We start from the raw sequence: 18,541 nt of genomic DNA on the forward strand, positions 1-18,541 counted from the left end.
GAAATGGAATTACTGGAACGCGAGGAAGGATTAATGAAATGGCGACGCCGGAGTTGAATTGTTGAAATGGAATTACTGGAACGCGAGGAAGGGAATCAAAAGAAGGGAGTGTAAGATTGGGAACTCAGGAACGCATTTTTTAAATTTAAAAACTGATTTAAAATAGAGAGGTATGGAGAAAATTTGATGTCTGAAGATGGTTGAACTTGAACGTTAAACGTCGGCATCCTGTCGTTTAACAACTCACTTTTCACCTTTCACCTTTCACATCCATTTTCACCTTTCACCTTTCACCTTTCACTTTTTATGTTACAATTCTCAGAAGAAAAAATGGCCAAAGTGCGGGAGATCATCGCAAGGTATCCGGAAGGGAAGCAGAAATCTGCTTTATTGCCGGTATTGCACCTCGCACAGGAAGTGTACGGTTGGTTGAGTTCGGAAACGATGGATTATGTCGCTTCCCTGCTTCAGATTGAACCAATTGAAGTGTATGAAGTGGCAACTTTCTATTCCATGTACAACCTGAAACCGGTTGGAAAATATATGTTTGAAGTTTGCCAAACCGGTCCATGTATGATCAGTGGAAGTGATGATATCATCGATTATATCAAACAGCGGCTTGGAATTAGCGTTGGTGAAACAACACCCGACGGATTATTCACCCTTAAAACGGTGGAGTGTCTGGGTGCTTGTGGGTATGCACCGATGATGCAGATGGGTAAACATTATAAAGAACACCTGACCCGCGAAAAAGTGGATCAGATTATCGAAGACTGTCGCAAGCAGTCCGGACAATTAAATTAGTGGAATTTGCGGCGTTTTCACGTCTCACCTTTCACCATTCACTATTTAAATGACTAATGTTCCATATGGGCGTTAAACTACTTTTAGAAAAAGCACATGTTGAAGGTATCCGTACCTACGAGGTATATCGTCGGGAGGGTGGCTATCGTGCTGCAGAGAAAGCATTGAAGACCATGGCGCCGGATGCGGTAACCGAGGAAGTGAAAAAGAGTGGCTTGCGTGGCCGCGGAGGAGCCGGTTTTCCAGCCGGAATGAAATGGAGTTTCCTCGCTAAGCCCGAAGGCGTTCCCCGTCACCTGGTTTGTAATGCGGATGAATCGGAACCCGGTACCTTCAAAGATCGTTACCTGATGGAATTCCTGCCGCATCTCCTGATTGAGGGTTTACTTATCTCTTCTTATGCACTCGGATCTAATGCTACGTATATCTATATCCGGGGTGAATATGCTTGGATTCCGGATATCCTGGAACAGGCCATTGCCGAAGCAAAAGCCAATGGCTGGTTAGGGAAAAATATCCTGGGTACTGGTTTTGATTGTGAAATTTACGTACAACGGGGTGGTGGTGCCTATATCTGTGGAGAAGAAACTGCATTGATTGAATCACTGGAAGGTAAACGCGGAAATCCCCGTATCAAGCCTCCTTTCCCGGCAGTGAAAGGTGTTTGGGATCGTCCCACGGTGGTGAATAATGTGGAAACCCTGGCAGCAGTTGTTCCCATTATCAATATAGGGGGCGAGGAATATGCAAAAATTGGCGTGGGCCGCTCAACCGGTACCAAACTGATTTCTGCCTGTGGAAACATCAACAAACCGGGGGTATTTGAAATTGATATGACCATATCTGTAGAAGAATTTATCTACAGCGATGAATATTGCGGTGGTATTAAAAACGGGAAGCGATTGAAAGCCTGTATTCCGGGTGGTTCTTCTGTTCCCATCCTGCCTGCTAATCTGTTATTGAAAACTGCCAAAGGTGAAACCCGTTACATGAACTATGAAAGTTTAAGTGATGGTGGTTTCGCAACAGGATCAATGATGGGATCAGGTGGATTCATTGTGCTGGATGAAGATCAGTGTGTGGTGAAGAATACCTATACCCTGGCTCGTTTCTATCGCCATGAAAGCTGTGGACAATGTTCACCCTGCCGGGAAGGAACCGGTTGGATGGAAAAAATCCTGAAAAATATTGATTCCGGTAAGGGTAAAATGAGCGATATCGATTTGCTTTGGGATATTCAGCGCAAAATTGAGGGGAATACGATTTGTCCACTGGGTGATGCCGCTGCCTGGCCCGTTGCCGCTGCCATCCGCCATTTCCGCGATGAGTTCGAATGGCACGTCAAAAATCCGCAGGAATGCCTCACCCGCAACTACGGCTTGGCCCATTACGCAGATCCGTTGGAAGTAACCACCTGAGGAACTGGGAAGTAGGAGGTGAGAAGTGGGAGGTAAAAAGTGAAAGGTGAGAAGTGAGAAGTGAGAGGATAGAAGTGAAAGGTGAGAAGTGAGAAGTAAGAAGTAAGACGTGAGAAGTGAAAGATGAAACCTGAGAGGTGAGAATGATGGTAGCAGTTCGATTAAGTGAACCGGCCGCCCTGGTATTGCGAATTGAATAAAAAGGCACAGAATCAGAAAAGGGTGTTGGTGAAAAGTGAAGTGTGAAAAGTGAAGTGTGAAAAGTAAAGTGTGAAGAGTGAAAATTGAAAAGTGAAGAGTGAAAATTGAAAAAGATGATAGCAGCTCAATTAGTGGATTCACCAGCCCAGTTATTGCGAATTAAATACATAGGCACTGAATCCGAATAAGGGAGTTGGTGAGAAGTGAAACATAAGATATTGGAAGCGAGAGATATGAAGGGAAAGGTGAATGGTGAGAACTGTGTTGTGAAAAAAGCTACCAACTCGGGTTAAAGAAACTGCAGCCCGCCTAGAAATGAAAACTGAACCAGGAGGAGCTGATTTGGAATAAGCCTGGAAGGAAGTTAGAAAGGAAAGGTGAGAAGTTAGAGCTGAGATGTGAGAAATTAAATCTGAGCCATGACCAGTAAGTGTTGAGACATGAGAAGTAAGAATTGAGGCATGAGTAGTAAGAGTTAAGACGGGGGAGCAATTATAACTGAGACGAAGAAGTGAGTATTGATTGAGAACAACATCCATAAGCCAACAGCTGTTTGATGGAGCAATAAGAGGAGATGAAAGGTGAGACATGAAAGGTGAGACATGAAAGGTGAGACATGAAAGGTGAGACATGAAAAGTGAGACATGAAAAGTGAGACATGAAAGGTGAGACATGAAAAGTGAGATGTGAAAAATGAGACTTGAAAGGAGAAAAAGTTTCAGGAGATTGGACAATGAAGTGGTGTGAGTTGAAAATTAAATAGTGAATTTTGAAGGGGAAAAATGGTGAGTTATGGAATATGTGAGTATGTTGGAATTTAATTCCTTGAGTGTTGAAGAAGATGGGCAATCTTATTATGGCTCTTCAAATAATGAAGGAAGACATTTTAAGGAAGAAAAGACCTACAATTTAAAACATCGCGCATTTTATTTTGCGAAGGATGTAATAGAATTTGTGAAGGAAGTGGAAGTGACAGGTTTGTATAGTTCTTTGTTTGAACAATTGATACGGTGTGCTACATCTATCGGTGCCAACCTGGTGGAAGGTGCTGCAGGAAGTAGTAGACGGGATTGGCTAAAATTTACGGTAATTGCACTCAAATCAGCCAATGAAGTGAAGTATTGGTTGTGCCTGATTAAAGAGACACAAAAAGTAAATAGTGAGCAAGTTGCACGGCTCATCAAAGAAGCCAATGAGCTTTCTAATATCCTCGGTTCCATCGTTCTTAAAGCAAAGAGCAATGAAAGTGAAAGGTAAAAGTTGAAACGAGAGGGGAGAGGAGAGGGGAAAAAGGAGAAAAAGGAGAAAAAGGATATGGGAAAAAGGAGAAAAGGAGAGGAGAAAAAGGAGGAGAGGGGAAAAGGAGAAGGGAGAAAGGAGAAAAAGGAGAAGGGGAGAAAGGAGAGGAGGAACATAAGAAAGTTGAGGAGGGGAAGCCTGATTTGTGGGAGTGGTGATTTTGTGACAGGAAAGGACATGGGAAGTAGGAAGCAGGAAGCAGGAAGTGAAATGTGAAACATGAAAGAGGAATTTGATGCTTAGTTTTAAATGATTTATATATAAGTGGGTGTTGAATATAGAGGAGAGCTTGTAATCGAACACTGCCCACTTTTAACTTTTAACTTTTGAATTTTGACTTTATAACATGCCTGACGAGAAAAAACTATTCAAAGTAACCATCGACAACATTACAGTCGAGGTAGAACCGGGAACAACCATCCTGAATGCTGCCCGCAGTATTGGTGGAGAAGTTACGCCACCTGCCATGTGCTATTACAGCAAACTGAAAAACAGTGGCGGTAAATGTCGGACCTGCCTGGTGGAAGTTGCGGCAGGATCTACTGCTGATCCGCGTCCCATGCCCAAACTGGTGGCCAGTTGCCGCACCACGGTAATGGATGGTATGATTGTAAAAAACATCACCAGCGAACGGGTACTCGATGCCCGCGCCGGTGTGGTGGAATTCCTCCTGCTCAATCATCCCCTCGATTGCCCGATCTGCGATCAGGCCGGAGAATGTCACCTGCAGGATCTCAGTTATGAACATGGGAAAGAAGGCACCCGCTATGAATTCAATCGCCGGACCTTCAAAAAACACGATCTCGGCGAATACATTCAATTACACATGACCCGCTGTATCCTCTGCTATCGTTGCGTATTCACTGCAGATCAGCTGACCAACAAACGGGTTCATGGTGTACTCGATCGGGGAGATCATGCGGAAATCGCTACCTATATCGAAAAATCGCTCGACAACGACTTCATCGGTAACGTAATCGATGTTTGTCCGGTTGGAGCCCTGACCGATAAAACCTTCCGCTTCAAAAACCGGGTTTGGTTTACCAAGCCGGTAGATGCTCATCGCGATTGTTCCAAATGTTGCGGCGAAGTACAATTATGGATGCGGGGGGACGAAGTGTTCCGGGTTACTGCCAGAAAAGACGAATGGGGTGAAATCAAAGATGCAAGCGATGGTAAAACCGGATGGATCTGTAATGAATGCAGGTTCGAGAAAAAAGATGCAAAGGATTGGGTAATTGACGGACCAACAACCGTGAACCGCCATTCCGTTATTTCACAGGGTCACTATGTAAATGTGGTGAAACCAAAAGAAACCCTGCCGGATGTAATGGGCGGACGTGCACCCAAATTACTCATGAATATTCATAACGTAAGTGAAGTTAATCGCCCTGATATCGAATTGTCAAAAATTGACGGTCCGGCTCACAGCGATGATTTCAAAAAATAGCCTCGATAACGGTAAATAGTGTAGGAATTTATGATACAACTAGCAATAGACCTGGCCTTTATTCTGGAGAAAGCCATCCTCATCGGAGGTATCATTACGGTTTCCCTGGTCGTGGCCATGTATTCTACCTGGGCAGAACGTAAGGTAGCAGGTTTTATGCAGGATCGTCTGGGTCCTAATCGCGCCGGCCCCTTTGGTTTATTACAACCCCTCGCAGATGGTCTGAAACTTTTTATGAAAGAAGAAATCATCCCGAATGCATCTAATAAATTCCTGTTCATACTCGGACCAGGATTGGCTATGATGACAGCGATGATGACCAGCGCCGTTATTCCCTGGGGCAAACAGATTGAAATTTTTGGTCGCACAGTGGATCTCCAGATTGCTGATATCAATATTGGTATCCTCTATATTTTTGCCGTGCTGAGTATGGGGGTTTATGGTATTATGATCGGCGGTTGGGCTTCAAATAACAAATTCTCCCTGCTGGCTGCCCTGCGTGGAGCATCCCAGATGATTTCTTATGAACTGGCCATGGGGCTCGCCATCATCGCACTCCTCATGCTGACAGGTTCCTTAAGTCTCAAAACAATTGTTGAACAACAAAGTGCAGCTGGCGGATGGTGGAATATCTTTTACCAGCCTCTGGGCTTCCTGATTTTTATTGTCTGCGCTTTCGCCGAATGTAACCGTACTCCATTTGATTTACCGGAAGCTGAAAACGAATTGAACTTTGGTTACCACCAGGAGTATTCTTCCATGAAACTCGGGTTCTATTTGTTTGCGGAATACATCAATATGTTCATGAGCAGTGTGCTGATGGCAACCCTGTATTTCGGCGGATATGATATTCCTTTTGTGAACGATGCCTCCCTGATAGAAAGCATGGGAATGAATACAGTGGCCATTTTGCAGGGATTATCTCTTTTTGCAAAAGCAGCCTTTTTCATTTTCTTCTTTATGTGGGTTCGCTGGACGATTCCGCGCTTCCGTTACGATCAGCTGATGCACCTGGGCTGGAAAGTAATGATCCCACTGGCACTGATTAATATGCTGATAACAGGTGTGATTGTGCTGATCAAAGAAAACGGCTGGCCCTTTTGATACGAATCAAACTTGGCCTGTAACCAGTTTAAAAATATTTTTACGCTCGAATTATGCAAACACTCACCAATAGATCCAAAGCAGTCGATCGCCACCCGATGACGATGTGGGAGAAAATGTACCTGCCATCGATTGCCAAAGGGATGAGTATTACGCTCTCGCATTTCTTTAAGAAAAAGCCGACCATTCAATACCCGGAAGAAACCCGTCCATTTAGTCCGGTTTTCCGCGGACTGCATATTCTCAACCGGGATGAAGCCGGCAGAGAACGTTGTACCGCCTGCGGATTATGTGCCGTTGCTTGTCCCGCTGAGGCTATCACCATGGAAGCAGCCGAAAGAAAAGAGGGGGAGGAGAACCTGTACCGCGAAGAAAAATATGCAGCGAAATATGAAATCAATATGTTGCGTTGCATTTTCTGCGGATTATGTGAAGAAGCCTGTCCGAAAGATGCCATTTACCTGAGTGAAACCTTCGCTCCATCCAATTATAAAAGAGAAGGTTTTATCTACGGAAAAAATGATCTGTTGATTCCTGACCCTAAAACGGAACCGGAACTTTACCAGAAAGCGGTAGGGGAAAGGGCCCGCAAAAGCTGATTGCCATCAATTTAAAATAACTGCGAACAACAAACATGAATATTACAGAAATTTTATTTTGGTTGCTGACGGTGGTCGCCTTAACAGGTGCTCTGCTTGTTGTTACCAGCAAGAATCCGGTGTATAGTGTATTGGCACTGATCGCCACCTTTTTTGCGATATCCGGACATTATATCCTGCTCAATGCACAGTTCCTGGCTGTGGTCAACCTGATCGTTTATGCAGGTGCCATCATGGTATTGTTCCTCTTTGTGATCATGCTCATGAACCTGAATACGGAAACAGAACCACAGAAAAACAAATGGTTGAAAATGGCCGGCACCGTTGCAGGAGGATGTCTCCTTCTGGTACTGGTTGCAGCCTTACGTGAAGCTGATTCCAAATCAACCATCGCCATGGTCAATACCGGCGATACCGGTCTGATTCAAAACCTGGGCAAAACCCTTTTTAATGAATACGTCATCCCCTTCGAAATAAGCAGCGTCCTTTTCCTAAGCGCCATGGTAGGTGCGGTAGTATTGGGGAAGAAGGAGTGATGGGAAGTGGGAAGTAGGAAGTGGGAAGTGGGAGAAGGGATTCATTTTCCCGCAGGGTACTGAAATGGTTGTGATCAATGATCCTCTACCCGGCGGGTAAATTGAGGGAGAAGAGAGCGGTTAAGGGAGAAGCGAGACGAAAAAATAAATTGGGAAGAAGTTGATTTGAAGTGTAAGATTTGATTTGTGTTTTTCGATTCGTAAAATTTGATCTGAGTATTTTGATCCATGAAAATTGATTAGTGAGCGGTGATTAGTGATGGGTGATTTATGATTAATAATGGGTGACTGAATATATAAGTGAAGACGCACCAACAGGGTCTTCCACTTTTGATTTTTAACTTTAAACTTTTGACTTTATAAAATGCCTATTAATCTTTACATATTCCTTGCCCTCGCCCTCTTTTCCATCGGGGTGATCGGTGTATTAACCCGCCGGAATGCCATCATCATTTTTATGTGTATTGAACTGATGCTGAATGCAGTGAACCTGTTGCTGGTAGCATTTTCAAAAATGCACCTGGCCGATAGTTCCAACAAAGCCATGCAGGTGGTTACCAATGGCGCCGATGCTCAATTATTTGTGTTTTTTATTATGGTGGTGGCTGCTGCAGAAGTAACCGTGGGACTGGCTATTATTGTAATGATGTACCGTAATATCCATTCGGTGGATGTGAATTTCCTGAACAGACTGAAAAACTAATATGAACAATATCATCGATTATGTTTGGCTGGTTCCCCTCTTTCCATTGGTAGGATTTCTACTGAATGGTTTGCTGAGAAACCATGTATCGAAGTCACTAAGCGGGATTATCGGCTCCGGTGCCATCCTCGCATCTTTTGTTGTCAGCATCCTGATTTTCCTGCAGGTTAAAGGCGGATCAACCGGCGTGGTTACCCTTTTCAATTTTATTGAATTCGGCGAAACGGTAATTCCTTTTGCTTTTCAGGTAGACCAGCTCAGCAGTTTATTCCTGCTGATTATTACAGGTATCGGTTTTCTGATTCACCTGTATTCGACTGCCTACATGCACGATGAATCCGATATGCATTTTGCCCGGTATTTTGCTTATCTCAATCTCTTCGTGTTTTCGATGTTGTTGCTGGTTTTGGGATCGAATTATGTCATCATGTTTATCGGTTGGGAAGGCGTTGGTTTATGTTCCTACCTGCTGATCGGTTACTGGTTCAAAAACATTGAATATACTGCTGCTGCTAAAAAAGCCTTCGTGATGAACCGGATCGGTGATGCCGGCTTTTTACTGGCCGTTTTCTATCTCATTAATAAACTGGGTACGGTCAATTATATTGATGTATTCAGTAAGGTGGATGCCTTATCCGGACAGGATCTTACCATTATTACGCTCCTGCTATTTGTAGGTGCTACCGGTAAAAGTGCACAGATCCCTCTATATACCTGGCTGCCCGATGCGATGGCGGGTCCCACTCCGGTATCTGCCCTTATCCATGCGGCTACTATGGTTACTGCCGGAATCTACATGATTGCCCGCTCCAATATTTTGTATACCCTGTCGCCGGTTACGCAAACAGTGGTTGCAGTGGTAGGTATTGCTACGGCCTTGCTTGCTGCCAGTATTGCACTCAAACAAAACGATATCAAAAAAGTGCTGGCCTATTCTACAGTAAGTCAGTTAGGTTATATGTTCCTGGCACTCGGTGTGGGTGCCTATACCGGTGCGGTTTTCCATGTTATGACACATGCATTCTTCAAGGCGCTGTTGTTCCTCGGTGCAGGTTCGGTTATTCACGGTATGCACCATGAGCAGGATATCCGGAACATGGGCGGATTGAAAAAATACATGCCCATCACGCATATTACTTTTTTGATTGGCTGTTTGGCTATAGCAGGAATTATTCCCTTCTCCGGCTTCTTCTCCAAAGATGAAATTTTAGCCGGTGCCTTTGCGAAGAACCCGCTTTATTATGTCCTCGGTGCCATCGGTGCATTGATGACGGCCTTTTATATGTTCCGTTTATACGCCATGACCTTCCAGGGAAAATTCAGAGGCACCCATGAACAGGAACACCACCTGCACGAATCTCCTGCTGCCATGACCATTCCATTGGTGGTACTGGCGATCTTCAGTTTTGGTGGTGGTTTGGTAGGTATTCCGGAAGTACTGATGCACGGCGGACATGCACTGAATGAATTCCTGGCACCGGTATTTGCTGAATCTACCCGTCGTATGACTCCGCATGCTATTGATCATTCAACTGAATTGATCCTCATGTTTGGCCTGATGGCGGTTATTCTGATACTAATTGTACTGGCCTGGAGAAAATACAGCGGCTATCAAAAATCGGATGCAGAAGAAACCGGTTTGGGTAAAGTATTGCAGAATAAATGGTATGTGGATGAGCTCTATGATGCGGTTATCACCCGGCCGGTGAATGGATTTGGTAAAGGTCTGGAAAAACTGGATCGCTTCGGTATCGACTGGATCGTGAACGGAGTTGGCAGAAGTGTGCAATATGCCAGCCGGCAGTTGCGCCTCCTGCAAAGTGGCCAGGTAGGCAGTTATGTTTTGCTGATGGTATTGGGAATGATCCTGCTTTTCGTATTGCAGGTTTTCCTGAAGAAATAATTGATCAATTGAAAGAAACGAGATTCAAATAATGGTACCAGTTTTACTGATTTTGATTCCCCTGCTAACCGGTGTCGCCCTTTTTGCGATCCGGCAGGAAGCAACCGCTAAATCGATCGCCTTTTTTTCTACACTGGTTTCGCTGGCTGTTATGCTGGCGGGAATGAGTGTCTGGAAAGATGCAGCCCACCTGAGTTTCAACCAACCCTGGATTGGCGCACTGAACAGCCACTTCCACCTGGAATTGGATGGCATGAGCCAGTTGCTTTGTTTGTTGACCACCCTTTGTTTTCCGCTGATCATATACAGCACCTGGAATAATACTTATGTGGATGCCAATCGGTTTTTCGGACTGATGTTATTGGCGCAGGCTGGCTTGCTTGGTGTATTCATGGCAATGGATGCCATGTTGTTTTACTTCTTCTGGGAACTGGCACTGATCCCATTGTATTTTCTTTGTTCCCGTTGGGGCGGAGAAAAAAGGATCCAGGTTACCATCAAGTTTTTTATCTACACATTTCTGGGATCGCTCTTTATGCTGATTGGATTAATCATGCTTTATTTCAAAGCGGGTGGATCCTTTGCATGGGCTGATTTTGTGAAACTGAGTCTGACGGGGAGAGAGGAAATGACCATCTTTATATTGCTGGTAGTAGCCTTCGCTGTTAAAATGCCCTTGTTTCCCTTCCATACCTGGCAGCCCGATACCTATGAGCAATCACCTACTGCCGTTACCATGATCCTGAGTGCGATTATGGCGAAAATGGGGGTATTCGGTTTGCTGCGCTGGCTGGCTCCCGTGGTTCCGGCAGCTACCTACCAGTGGGGCGATAATTTCGCAACGCTCGCAGTGGTGGGAATGCTGTATGCTTCTTTTGTTGCCATCAAACAGGACGATCTGAAACGATTGGTGGCCTGGTCTTCCATTGCGCATATCGGATTAATGATTCTGGCCCTGTTTGCGCCCAGTTATAGCGGCATTCAGGGGATCATGATCCAGATGTTCAACCATGGTATCAATATCCTGGGTATGTGGATTGTGGTGAATGTAATCGAACAGCAATTCGGTACACGCAAAATCAGTGAGTTAGGCGGACTGGCACAGAAAGCCCCGATTCTGACCATTTTGCTGGTGATTATTGCACTGGCCAATATCGCCATGCCGCTGACCAATGCTTTTATTGGTGAGTTCATGATGTTCAACGGCATCTGGGGCTCTACTGCTACCAAGTTTGGGATGGTCTACGCCATTGCGGGAATCATCACCATTATTCTGAGTGCTGTATATACGCTGCGCATGGTGCAGAATGTGTTTTACGGACCAACCAATGAACGTACCGAAAAAGCAGTGGATATCCGGTTTAATGTGCAATTGGCACTGGCGATATTGGTAGTTGGAATTATATTGATTGGAATCTATCCGAAACCGCTGTTGTCGATGACAACGGAAATTTCGCAACAGATTCTGGACAGGATGAATTTAAAATAAACAGCAAACGACCTGAAATAGTATGAACGCAATTATTCTTTCCGCCTTATTGGGTGTAGTGCTGATGTTCACGGGCATCTTTACAACGAATAAATCGACGATCCGCACCGTTGCTACAGCTGGTCTGCTGCTGCTTCTGCTGGCTAATATAGCCGAAATGAACGGCTGGAAATTGTTTGAAGTGAATACCCGCAATATGCTGGTGTTTAATAAATTCGGACTGCTTTTTAATACCATCGCATTTTCTGCAACACTGCTTTATTTTTTATTATCTGCGCGCGATATTTTGAAAGTTGGTATCAATGGCGCCGAATATTTTGCCCTGATCTTTTTTATTCTTTGTGGTGTTTCAATAGTATCTTCTTTTAATACATTGCTGCTGTTATTCCTCGGCATTGAAATCATTTCAATTCCATTGTATATATTAACCGGAAGTGATAAACGCAATTTGAAAAGCAATGAAGCTGCGTTGAAATATTTCCTGATGGGATCTTTTTCTACCGGTATCATGTTAATGGGTATTGTATTGATGTATGGTGCAAAAGGTACCTTCAGTATTGATGCTGCACTGCAGGCTTCCAATCCTGGTCGCGAAGTGTGGTATACATCCGGATTGTTACTGTTGTTTATCAGTATGGCATTTAAAGTATCTGCTGCTCCCTTTCATTTCTGGACGCCGGATGTATACGATGGTGCACCAACTGTTTTCACCTCCTTTATGGCTACGATTGTAAAAGCGGGTGTATTCATTGCTTTTGTGCGGTTATTTGAATATAGTTTTTCCGGATCAGGATACGATTGGAAATTAATCGTGTCGATTGTGACGGCTGCGACTCTTTTTATCGGGAATATAACAGCAATTTTCCAGCAGAGTGTAAAACGCATGCTGGCCTATTCTTCCATTGCACAGGCTGGTTTTATGTTGTTTGCCCTCTTTAGTTACAATACCTTGTCTCGTGAAGGGATCATTCTCTATACCCTTGGCTATAGCCTGGCCACCATCGGCATTTTTGCGGTACTGGTAAAAATGAAGGACTATACCTTTGAAGGCTTTAATGGCCTGGCGCGTACCCAGCCGGTACTGGCGGCAACCACCACCATCTTTTTATTATCGCTGGCAGGGATTCCAATGACCATCGGCTTCTTTGCTAAATATTTCATGCTGGCTTCTGCTGTTAAAAGCGGGTCGCATCTCTGGCTGGTGTTTTTTGCCATTCTTTGTGCGGTGGTAAGTGTGTATTATTATTTCAGGGTTATCCAGTCGATGTATTTTAAAGACGGGGCCGGAGCTACGGAGGAAATTAGTCCCGCTTTCCGCTGGATCCTCCTGCTGATGGCCGGATTGATCATCCTCTTCGGCATCTTCCCCAATATGATCCTGAACTACCTTTATTTCTGATAATATTCACCCGTCGGGTTTACCCGAAGGGTGAACAGTTTTCCTTACTTTCATGGTATGAATTTCGCCGATACATTGAGTTTGTCTATTCGCACTATCAAGTCGAATAGGCTTCGCACAGGTATTACTGTTGCTATTATTGCTTTGGGGATAGCTGCCCTGATCGGCATCAATACCGCCATACAGGCGATTTCTCAGAAGTTCATGGAAAGTTTCTCCAGCATGGGTGCCAATGGATTTACCATCCGGTACCGATCGGCTTTCCGCTTTGACAGGGGCGAGCTGAAAAAAGAAGAGAAGGGCGGTAAAAAACTGAAGAAATCCAACACCAATAAACCGATTACCAGAGAGCAGGCAGAGGGATTTAAAGAGCGCTATAAATTTCCGGGAAAAGTGTCGCTTTCCTTAAGCGGAGGGAATAATAATTCGGCTTCATTTGGGAATAAAAAAACCAATCCAACGGTGTATATCAATGGGGGTGATGAGAACTACCTCGATATGAACGGATTTGAAATTGCGGCAGGTAGAAATATCAATGAGTTGGATGTAAGTACCGGTCGGAATGTTTGCCTGATTGGGAAGGATGTCTACGATAAATTATTTGGTACCAGCAATCCGGAAACACCGGTGGAGAAGATCATCAATATCAATAATATTCCCTTTCGCGTGATTGGCACACTGGAATCCAAAGGCTCCACCTTTGGCCGCAGTCTGGATAATAATATTATCACCACGTATAATTCGGTTCGTCGGTTTTTTACAAGTAGTGCCTCCTCCACTTTTACCATTGGTGTTAAGACGGCTGATATCAATCAGATTGAAACGGCAATAGGTGAGGCGGAAGGCTTGTTTAGGGTGTTGCGTAAAAATGAGATCAAGGAAGAAAGTAATTTTCTGATCGATAAAAGTGATGCCTTTGTTGAATTGGCGATGCGGCAGATAGGCTGGCTGACCGGTTCGGCGGTGGTGATCGGTTTTATAACCCTGATGGGGGCTGCTATCGGACTGATGAATATCATGCTGGTTGCGGTAACGGAACGAACCAAAGAAGTGGGCTTGATCAAGGCGATCGGCGGCAAACAGGGCGATGTCCGCTGGCAGTTTTTGTTGGAAGCAATTTTGATCAGTTTGCTCGGTGCGGTGATTGGGATTTTTCTTGGGGTGTTGTTGGGGAATATTGTTAGTATGCTGATGTCTACCGGCTTTGTAGTGCCCTGGTTATGGGTATTGCTGGGTGTGCTCATCTGTACCGTCGTAGGCCTCGCTGCCGGCTCCTATCCCGCCTACAAAGCCAGCCGCCTTAATCCCATCGAAGCTTTGCGGTATGAGTAGTAGGTGTCAGACAGGTGTTAGGATAATGTTCTAACATGTTGTTAATTATTGGATCGTGAAAAAGCGATTTCGTTAAGCGAATCCACAGATTTCTCATAAGCTCGGAGCCAATCTTTTCCGTTTCTTTTATTGAGCCAGTCTTCTACTGTTTGATTGTAGTGTTCGATTCCGTTTAATTCCGCCGGGGTTACAATACAGCCGAATTCTACTGTTTTGAAACCATATACGGATTGAATGGAATCAATTTCCGCCTCTTTCGAGGACCAGAGCGGAAGTCCATATCCAACAATCTGCACGATGCCGTTATGGAGGTCTGATTTCGCCTGGAAATAATTATATGCAGTTCCCAATCCATAATGGTGCCTGATATAAAAACAGGCAGATAGGAAGATGACGAGTAGTAAAAGAGTGCGGGCTTTTTGCTTCATGCAATATTGGATTCATGTTCTTCAAAATTCCATATCAAAGTTGCACGCAAAAAAAACCGGCTCATCAACTGAGCCGGCTAAAGTGTCAGACACCAGTGAGACAGGTATCAGACACATGTCTAACAACGTTCTAACATGTATCTGACACCTCTCTAACAACGTTCTAACACCTGTCTGACACCTAATCCCTAATCACTTCACCGTCAAACCATCGGTTATACGATCCAGCAAATCCTGGAGATGATAACGCGTGGCAGTATCGGTATAAGCCGGTAAAGCCAACCGAATTTCAGACTGCAGCGTCCGCAAAGTCCCCCGCGCAAAAGATATCGCATCACTGTTCCGGCTGATCGTTGGACCAAAACTGATCGTGATACCCCCGCCCAAACTCGCAGGTGCCGTAGCAGGTTTGATAAACGCCAGCAACCGCTCCGTCATATTTTTCTGCAGATTCCGACGATAAATATCGATCGGTTTGCGCGCCGGCAACTCCGTAAAGATCGAACGTCGCAAATCCGTCATCAACTCACTCAGCGTATACGTTTTCGAACCCAACGCAGCTTCCGCATTCAGCAACTTGTTGATCGTGCCCGCACTCAGCACCCGCGCCAACGCCGCATCCTGCAAACGATTCACCACCGCAGTACCCGTATTCCCTGTTTTAGCAAAAATCTGCTGATCCAGCAACCATACCGGCGTCGTAAACACCTGCTTATTCAGAAAATCCATCGCCTCTTTCTGCTGCTCGCGCGATACATGCTCATACACCACTCCAGCCTGCTCCACCGTTTTCGGCGTTTCCATCACACCACCAATATTCTTACCCACATGCCCGATATAACGACCAAACTGCGTAACCACCTCATTGTATAAAGTAGTCAAACTCTCATAATCTTTATTCGACTCCTTCGACCAGGCCTGTAAATTGGGAACAATGCGTTGTAAATTCTTCACTCCATACGCACTCGCCTTCATCGAATTATCACCCAAATCTTCATTCTGTGAACGCGGATCATCCGGATTGGTTTCCCGACCAAACCACAAGCGTTTATTCTTCAAACGCTCAATCGTCAGCGCATTCAAAATCGGCGTTTCATCTTCTGCAGATTTTGCCTGAGGATACCATTTGTAACCCCATTCAATGGCCCATTTATCGTAATCACCAATGCGTGGAAACAATCCTTTTTCACCCACATTATCTTCGGGTTGCGCTACATAATTAAAACGCGCATAGTCCATAATGGATGCTGTATGTCCATTCTCTTCCAGCCATTTTTTATCGCGTAGTTTTTCAACCGGCGTGGCAGATGAAGATCCAAAATTATGACGCAATCCCAGTGTATGTCCCACTTCGTGGGAAGAAACAAACCGGATCAATTCACCCATCAAAGCATCCTCAAATTTCGGAGATCGTGCACGCGGATCATTCGGCGATGCCTGTACAAAATACCAGTTGCGCAACAGTGCCATTACGTTATGATACCAGTTGATATGACTCTCCAGAATCTCCCCACTACGCGGATCATGTTCATGCGGACCACTTGCATTTGGCACATCCGACGGCTTGTAAACAATGGCAGAATAACGTGCATCTTCCAAACTCCATTCCGGATCATTCACCGGCGCTTCTTTCGCAAAAATCGCATTCTTGAATCCGGCTTTTTCAAAAGCAGACTGCCAGTCATTCACTCCCTGAATCAGATAAGGAACCCATTTTTTCGGCGTAGCCGGATCAATATAAAACACGATCGGTTTTTTCGGTTCCACCAACTCACCACGTTTGTATTTTTCAACATCTTCCGGCTTTGGTTCCAGTCTCCAACGGGTGATCATGCGAACCGATTCAACTCCCTGGGGATTCTTTTCAAAGTCAACATACTGACGCGTAAAATAACCAACCCGATCATCGTAATAACGGGGCTGCATCGGCTGATCAGGCAACAACATCATGGAGCTGTTGATCTCCACCGTATATGAACCGGATGGCGCTGCACCAAACGCTGCCGGTGCCTGTCCGGGTGTTGCACCCGAGGCCCGTGCATAGGTTTTTACAGTTTTGATTTCTGTATTCACCGGAAAGGATTTCACCCCGCTGATATACGACTTATCACTCTGCAATCCGCCTACCCGAAAAGTTCGTTTGGCGCTTGCTTCAAAGTTGAGGATCTCATTATCACTATTGAGATAACTGGTTACATCCAAAACAACCCCCGTTGTATCGGCATTAAACGCCGCAATATCAAAAGCCTGCGCAATGGGCTGGATATTTGAATTGGCAACGGCCTTAAACATGGAAGAAGTGGAATCACCCGCCATTTCATCATAGGAAATCAGGCGAAGGAAAACCTTGTTATTCGGCCCTTTTTCAAAACGGATGACATTGTCGCCAATTTTATCTCCTGCATAACCAAAGAAAAAATTCCGCATGCCGGCCGCCGCTTTGGAAAGACGGTTCACAACCAGGATATCACGTCCCAGCATTTTATCGGGAATCTCAAAATAATACTTGTCCTCCACTTTGTGAACGGTAAACAGCCCCTCATCGGTCACCGCTTTAGAGGTAATCACCTCTTTATAGGGCTTGGGACCACTGGGTTTGGGAGGGGTAGGGGTGGCTGCAGGAGCCGTTGTTCCGGGTTTACCATTAGCCGGATTGGGACGTTGCTGGGCATCCGTACCCAGGCTGGTAGCCAGAGCAATAACCATTACCGGGATCCATTTTCCCGGACTCATTTTTTGATGCATGTGTTGTACTGTTTTAAACCCCATAATAACACAAATCATCTAGAAAAGATGAGCCGTTTGTAAAAAAGAACGAAAATTCAATAAATCCCCCCAAAACCGCTCCAGAGGCATTTTTTTTTAATTTGTAACGGTTTCGGATATTTATTGTGTTAATTTGACTTTTTTAAATTTTTTTTATTTAGACTTGTGTCCCCAATAACGCGTTGGGTCAATCAAGCACTTTTTTATACCTGTTTACAAAAAAAACTAAAAACAAACGATTATGGCAGAGACTAAACCAACTGCAACAGCGAAGGCGACTACATCTGTTCAAGCGAAAAAAAGAAGCAACGCGATTTCATGGATTGCTCCCGTTATGTGTATTTTGGGTGGTTATTTGATCTGGAGATTTGGAATGGGTAGCGCAAGCGGCTTTACCAGTCCTGATCCTGCTGGTGGATTCTGGCCAAGTCACGTTGGACCCATTGGCGCTTTCCACAGTATCTATGAGGGAGGTATCGTTGTACCTATCCTGATTGCCAACTTCCTGATTGTGGTGGTATTTGCTCTTGAGCGTTTACTGACGATCAACAAAGCTACCGGTGCCGGAAACATTGACGAATTCGTTCGTAAAGTTCAGTACCACCTGGCTAACAAAAACGTTGACGCGGCGCTGACTGAGTGCGACAAGCAAAAAGGTTCTGTAGGAAATGTAATGAAAGCCGGCCTGCGTAAGTACAAAGAAATGATCACTGAAACTGAACTGGACACTGAGCAAAAAGTACTGTCTATTCAGAAAGAAGTGGAAGAAGCTACTGCACTTGAACTTCCTATGCTGGAAAAAAACCTCGTATTCCTTTCCACCATCGCATCTGTAGCTACCCTTCTGGGTCTGTTCGGAACGGTATTGGGGATGATTCGTTCTTTCTCCAAACTGGGTGATGAAGGTGGTGGTGATGCTGCACGTGAACTTTCCCGTGGTATCTCTGAGGCCCTGTATAACACTGCATTGGGTATCGGTACTTCCGCTCTGGCAATTATCATGTACAACATTTTCACAACCAAGATCGATGGTATCACCTATGGTATCGACGAGTCTGGTTTCACATTGACTCAAAGCTTTGCTTCTCTTTACAAGTAAGATCAGCATCG

16 protein-coding genes are annotated in these 18,541 nt (G+C 44.9%); 14 read left to right on the forward strand and 2 right to left on the reverse strand.

The window, feature by feature from the left end; translation table 11 throughout:
- Positions 1-306: 306 nt before the first annotated feature.
- The 13 genes from nuoE (at position 307) to B2746_RS08155 (ending at position 14,237) form a co-directional block, all read left to right on the forward strand.
- The gene (gene nuoE / locus B2746_RS08095; protein ID WP_290792345.1) at positions 307-804 is read left to right on the forward strand and encodes an NADH-quinone oxidoreductase subunit NuoE; all 498 of its coding nucleotides are present in this window, start codon (positions 307-309) and stop codon (positions 802-804) included.
- Positions 805-869: 65 nt separating this feature from the next.
- Positions 870-2,222: an NADH-quinone oxidoreductase subunit NuoF gene (gene nuoF / locus B2746_RS08100; RefSeq protein ID WP_290792346.1), complete on the forward strand. Its 1,353-nt coding sequence runs from the start codon at positions 870-872 to the stop codon at positions 2,220-2,222.
- A 993-nt stretch (positions 2,223-3,215) separates the two neighbouring features.
- Positions 3,216-3,680: a four helix bundle protein gene (locus B2746_RS08105; protein ID WP_290792347.1), complete on the forward strand. Its 465-nt coding sequence runs from the start codon at positions 3,216-3,218 to the stop codon at positions 3,678-3,680.
- Between the two features lie 3 nt (positions 3,681-3,683).
- A complete protein-coding gene (locus B2746_RS08110; RefSeq protein WP_290792348.1) occupies positions 3,684-3,938 on the forward strand; it encodes a hypothetical protein in 255 nt (84 codons plus the stop codon).
- A gap of 130 nt (positions 3,939-4,068) precedes the next feature.
- Positions 4,069-5,172, forward strand: coding sequence for a 2Fe-2S iron-sulfur cluster-binding protein (locus B2746_RS08115; RefSeq protein ID WP_290792349.1), 1,104 nt, complete (start codon positions 4,069-4,071; stop codon positions 5,170-5,172).
- 30 nt (positions 5,173-5,202) lie between these two features.
- The gene (nuoH, locus tag B2746_RS08120; RefSeq protein ID WP_290792350.1) at positions 5,203-6,276 is read left to right on the forward strand and encodes an NADH-quinone oxidoreductase subunit NuoH; all 1,074 of its coding nucleotides are present in this window, start codon (positions 5,203-5,205) and stop codon (positions 6,274-6,276) included.
- 53 nt (positions 6,277-6,329) lie between these two features.
- A complete protein-coding gene (gene nuoI / locus B2746_RS08125) occupies positions 6,330-6,875 on the forward strand; it encodes an NADH-quinone oxidoreductase subunit NuoI (protein WP_290792351.1) in 546 nt (181 codons plus the stop codon).
- Between the two features lie 35 nt (positions 6,876-6,910).
- A complete protein-coding gene (locus tag B2746_RS08130; protein ID WP_290792352.1) occupies positions 6,911-7,411 on the forward strand; it encodes an NADH-quinone oxidoreductase subunit J in 501 nt (166 codons plus the stop codon).
- A gap of 364 nt (positions 7,412-7,775) precedes the next feature.
- Positions 7,776-8,114, forward strand: a complete 339-nt coding sequence (nuoK, locus tag B2746_RS08135) for an NADH-quinone oxidoreductase subunit NuoK (protein WP_290792353.1) — start codon at positions 7,776-7,778, stop codon at positions 8,112-8,114.
- Position 8,115: 1 nt separating this feature from the next.
- Positions 8,116-10,017, forward strand: coding sequence for an NADH-quinone oxidoreductase subunit L (gene nuoL, locus B2746_RS08140; protein WP_290792354.1), 1,902 nt, complete (start codon positions 8,116-8,118; stop codon positions 10,015-10,017).
- 31 nt (positions 10,018-10,048) lie between these two features.
- Entirely contained in the window at positions 10,049-11,506 is a 1,458-nt protein-coding gene (locus tag B2746_RS08145) for a complex I subunit 4 family protein (RefSeq protein ID WP_290792355.1), read from the forward strand.
- Positions 11,507-11,528: 22 nt separating this feature from the next.
- Entirely contained in the window at positions 11,529-12,905 is a 1,377-nt protein-coding gene (locus B2746_RS08150) for an NADH-quinone oxidoreductase subunit N (RefSeq protein WP_290792356.1), read from the forward strand.
- A gap of 57 nt (positions 12,906-12,962) precedes the next feature.
- The gene (locus B2746_RS08155) at positions 12,963-14,237 is read left to right on the forward strand and encodes an ABC transporter permease (RefSeq protein ID WP_290792357.1); all 1,275 of its coding nucleotides are present in this window, start codon (positions 12,963-12,965) and stop codon (positions 14,235-14,237) included.
- A 41-nt stretch (positions 14,238-14,278) separates the two neighbouring features.
- Here the strand turns inward: B2746_RS08155 and B2746_RS08160 are convergent, their stop codons facing one another.
- Positions 14,279-14,665, reverse strand: a complete 387-nt coding sequence (locus tag B2746_RS08160) for a hypothetical protein (RefSeq protein WP_290792358.1) — start codon at positions 14,663-14,665, stop codon at positions 14,279-14,281.
- A gap of 192 nt (positions 14,666-14,857) precedes the next feature.
- The gene (locus B2746_RS08165; protein ID WP_290792359.1) at positions 14,858-17,410 is read right to left on the reverse strand and encodes a zinc-dependent metalloprotease; all 2,553 of its coding nucleotides are present in this window, start codon (positions 17,408-17,410) and stop codon (positions 14,858-14,860) included.
- A gap of 262 nt (positions 17,411-17,672) precedes the next feature.
- Between B2746_RS08165 and B2746_RS08170 the strand changes: the two genes are divergently transcribed.
- Complete coding sequence (locus B2746_RS08170; protein ID WP_290792360.1) at positions 17,673-18,530, forward strand: MotA/TolQ/ExbB proton channel family protein; 858 nt, start codon at positions 17,673-17,675, stop codon at positions 18,528-18,530.
- The last annotated feature ends 11 nt before the right edge of the window (positions 18,531-18,541 follow it).

Origin of the sequence: Flavihumibacter sp. UBA7668, from assembly GCF_002483205.1 — a bacterium.
Taxonomy (GTDB): domain Bacteria; phylum Bacteroidota; class Bacteroidia; order Chitinophagales; family Chitinophagaceae; genus Flavihumibacter.

Excerpts from the sequence above, each read along its gene's own strand:
- nuoE (WP_290792345.1), top strand. The coding sequence starts at position 307 with ATGTTACAATTCTCAGAAGAAAAAATGGCCAAAGTGCGGGAGATCATC.
- nuoF (WP_290792346.1), top strand. The coding sequence starts at position 870 with ATGGGCGTTAAACTACTTTTAGAAAAAGCACATGTTGAAGGTATCCGT.
- B2746_RS08105 (WP_290792347.1), top strand. The coding sequence starts at position 3,216 with ATGGAATATGTGAGTATGTTGGAATTTAATTCCTTGAGTGTTGAAGAA.
- B2746_RS08115 (WP_290792349.1), top strand. The coding sequence starts at position 4,069 with ATGCCTGACGAGAAAAAACTATTCAAAGTAACCATCGACAACATTACA.
- nuoH (WP_290792350.1), top strand. The coding sequence starts at position 5,203 with ATGATACAACTAGCAATAGACCTGGCCTTTATTCTGGAGAAAGCCATC.
- nuoI (WP_290792351.1), top strand. The coding sequence starts at position 6,330 with ATGCAAACACTCACCAATAGATCCAAAGCAGTCGATCGCCACCCGATG.
- B2746_RS08130 (WP_290792352.1), top strand. The coding sequence starts at position 6,911 with ATGAATATTACAGAAATTTTATTTTGGTTGCTGACGGTGGTCGCCTTA.
- nuoK (WP_290792353.1), top strand. The coding sequence starts at position 7,776 with ATGCCTATTAATCTTTACATATTCCTTGCCCTCGCCCTCTTTTCCATC.
- nuoL (WP_290792354.1), top strand. The coding sequence starts at position 8,116 with ATGAACAATATCATCGATTATGTTTGGCTGGTTCCCCTCTTTCCATTG.
- B2746_RS08145 (WP_290792355.1), top strand. The coding sequence starts at position 10,049 with ATGGTACCAGTTTTACTGATTTTGATTCCCCTGCTAACCGGTGTCGCC.
- B2746_RS08150 (WP_290792356.1), top strand. The coding sequence starts at position 11,529 with ATGAACGCAATTATTCTTTCCGCCTTATTGGGTGTAGTGCTGATGTTC.
- B2746_RS08155 (WP_290792357.1), top strand. The coding sequence starts at position 12,963 with ATGAATTTCGCCGATACATTGAGTTTGTCTATTCGCACTATCAAGTCG.
- B2746_RS08160 (WP_290792358.1), bottom strand. The coding sequence starts at position 14,665 with ATGAAGCAAAAAGCCCGCACTCTTTTACTACTCGTCATCTTCCTATCT.
- B2746_RS08165 (WP_290792359.1), bottom strand. The coding sequence starts at position 17,410 with ATGCATCAAAAAATGAGTCCGGGAAAATGGATCCCGGTAATGGTTATT.
- B2746_RS08170 (WP_290792360.1), top strand. The coding sequence starts at position 17,673 with ATGGCAGAGACTAAACCAACTGCAACAGCGAAGGCGACTACATCTGTT.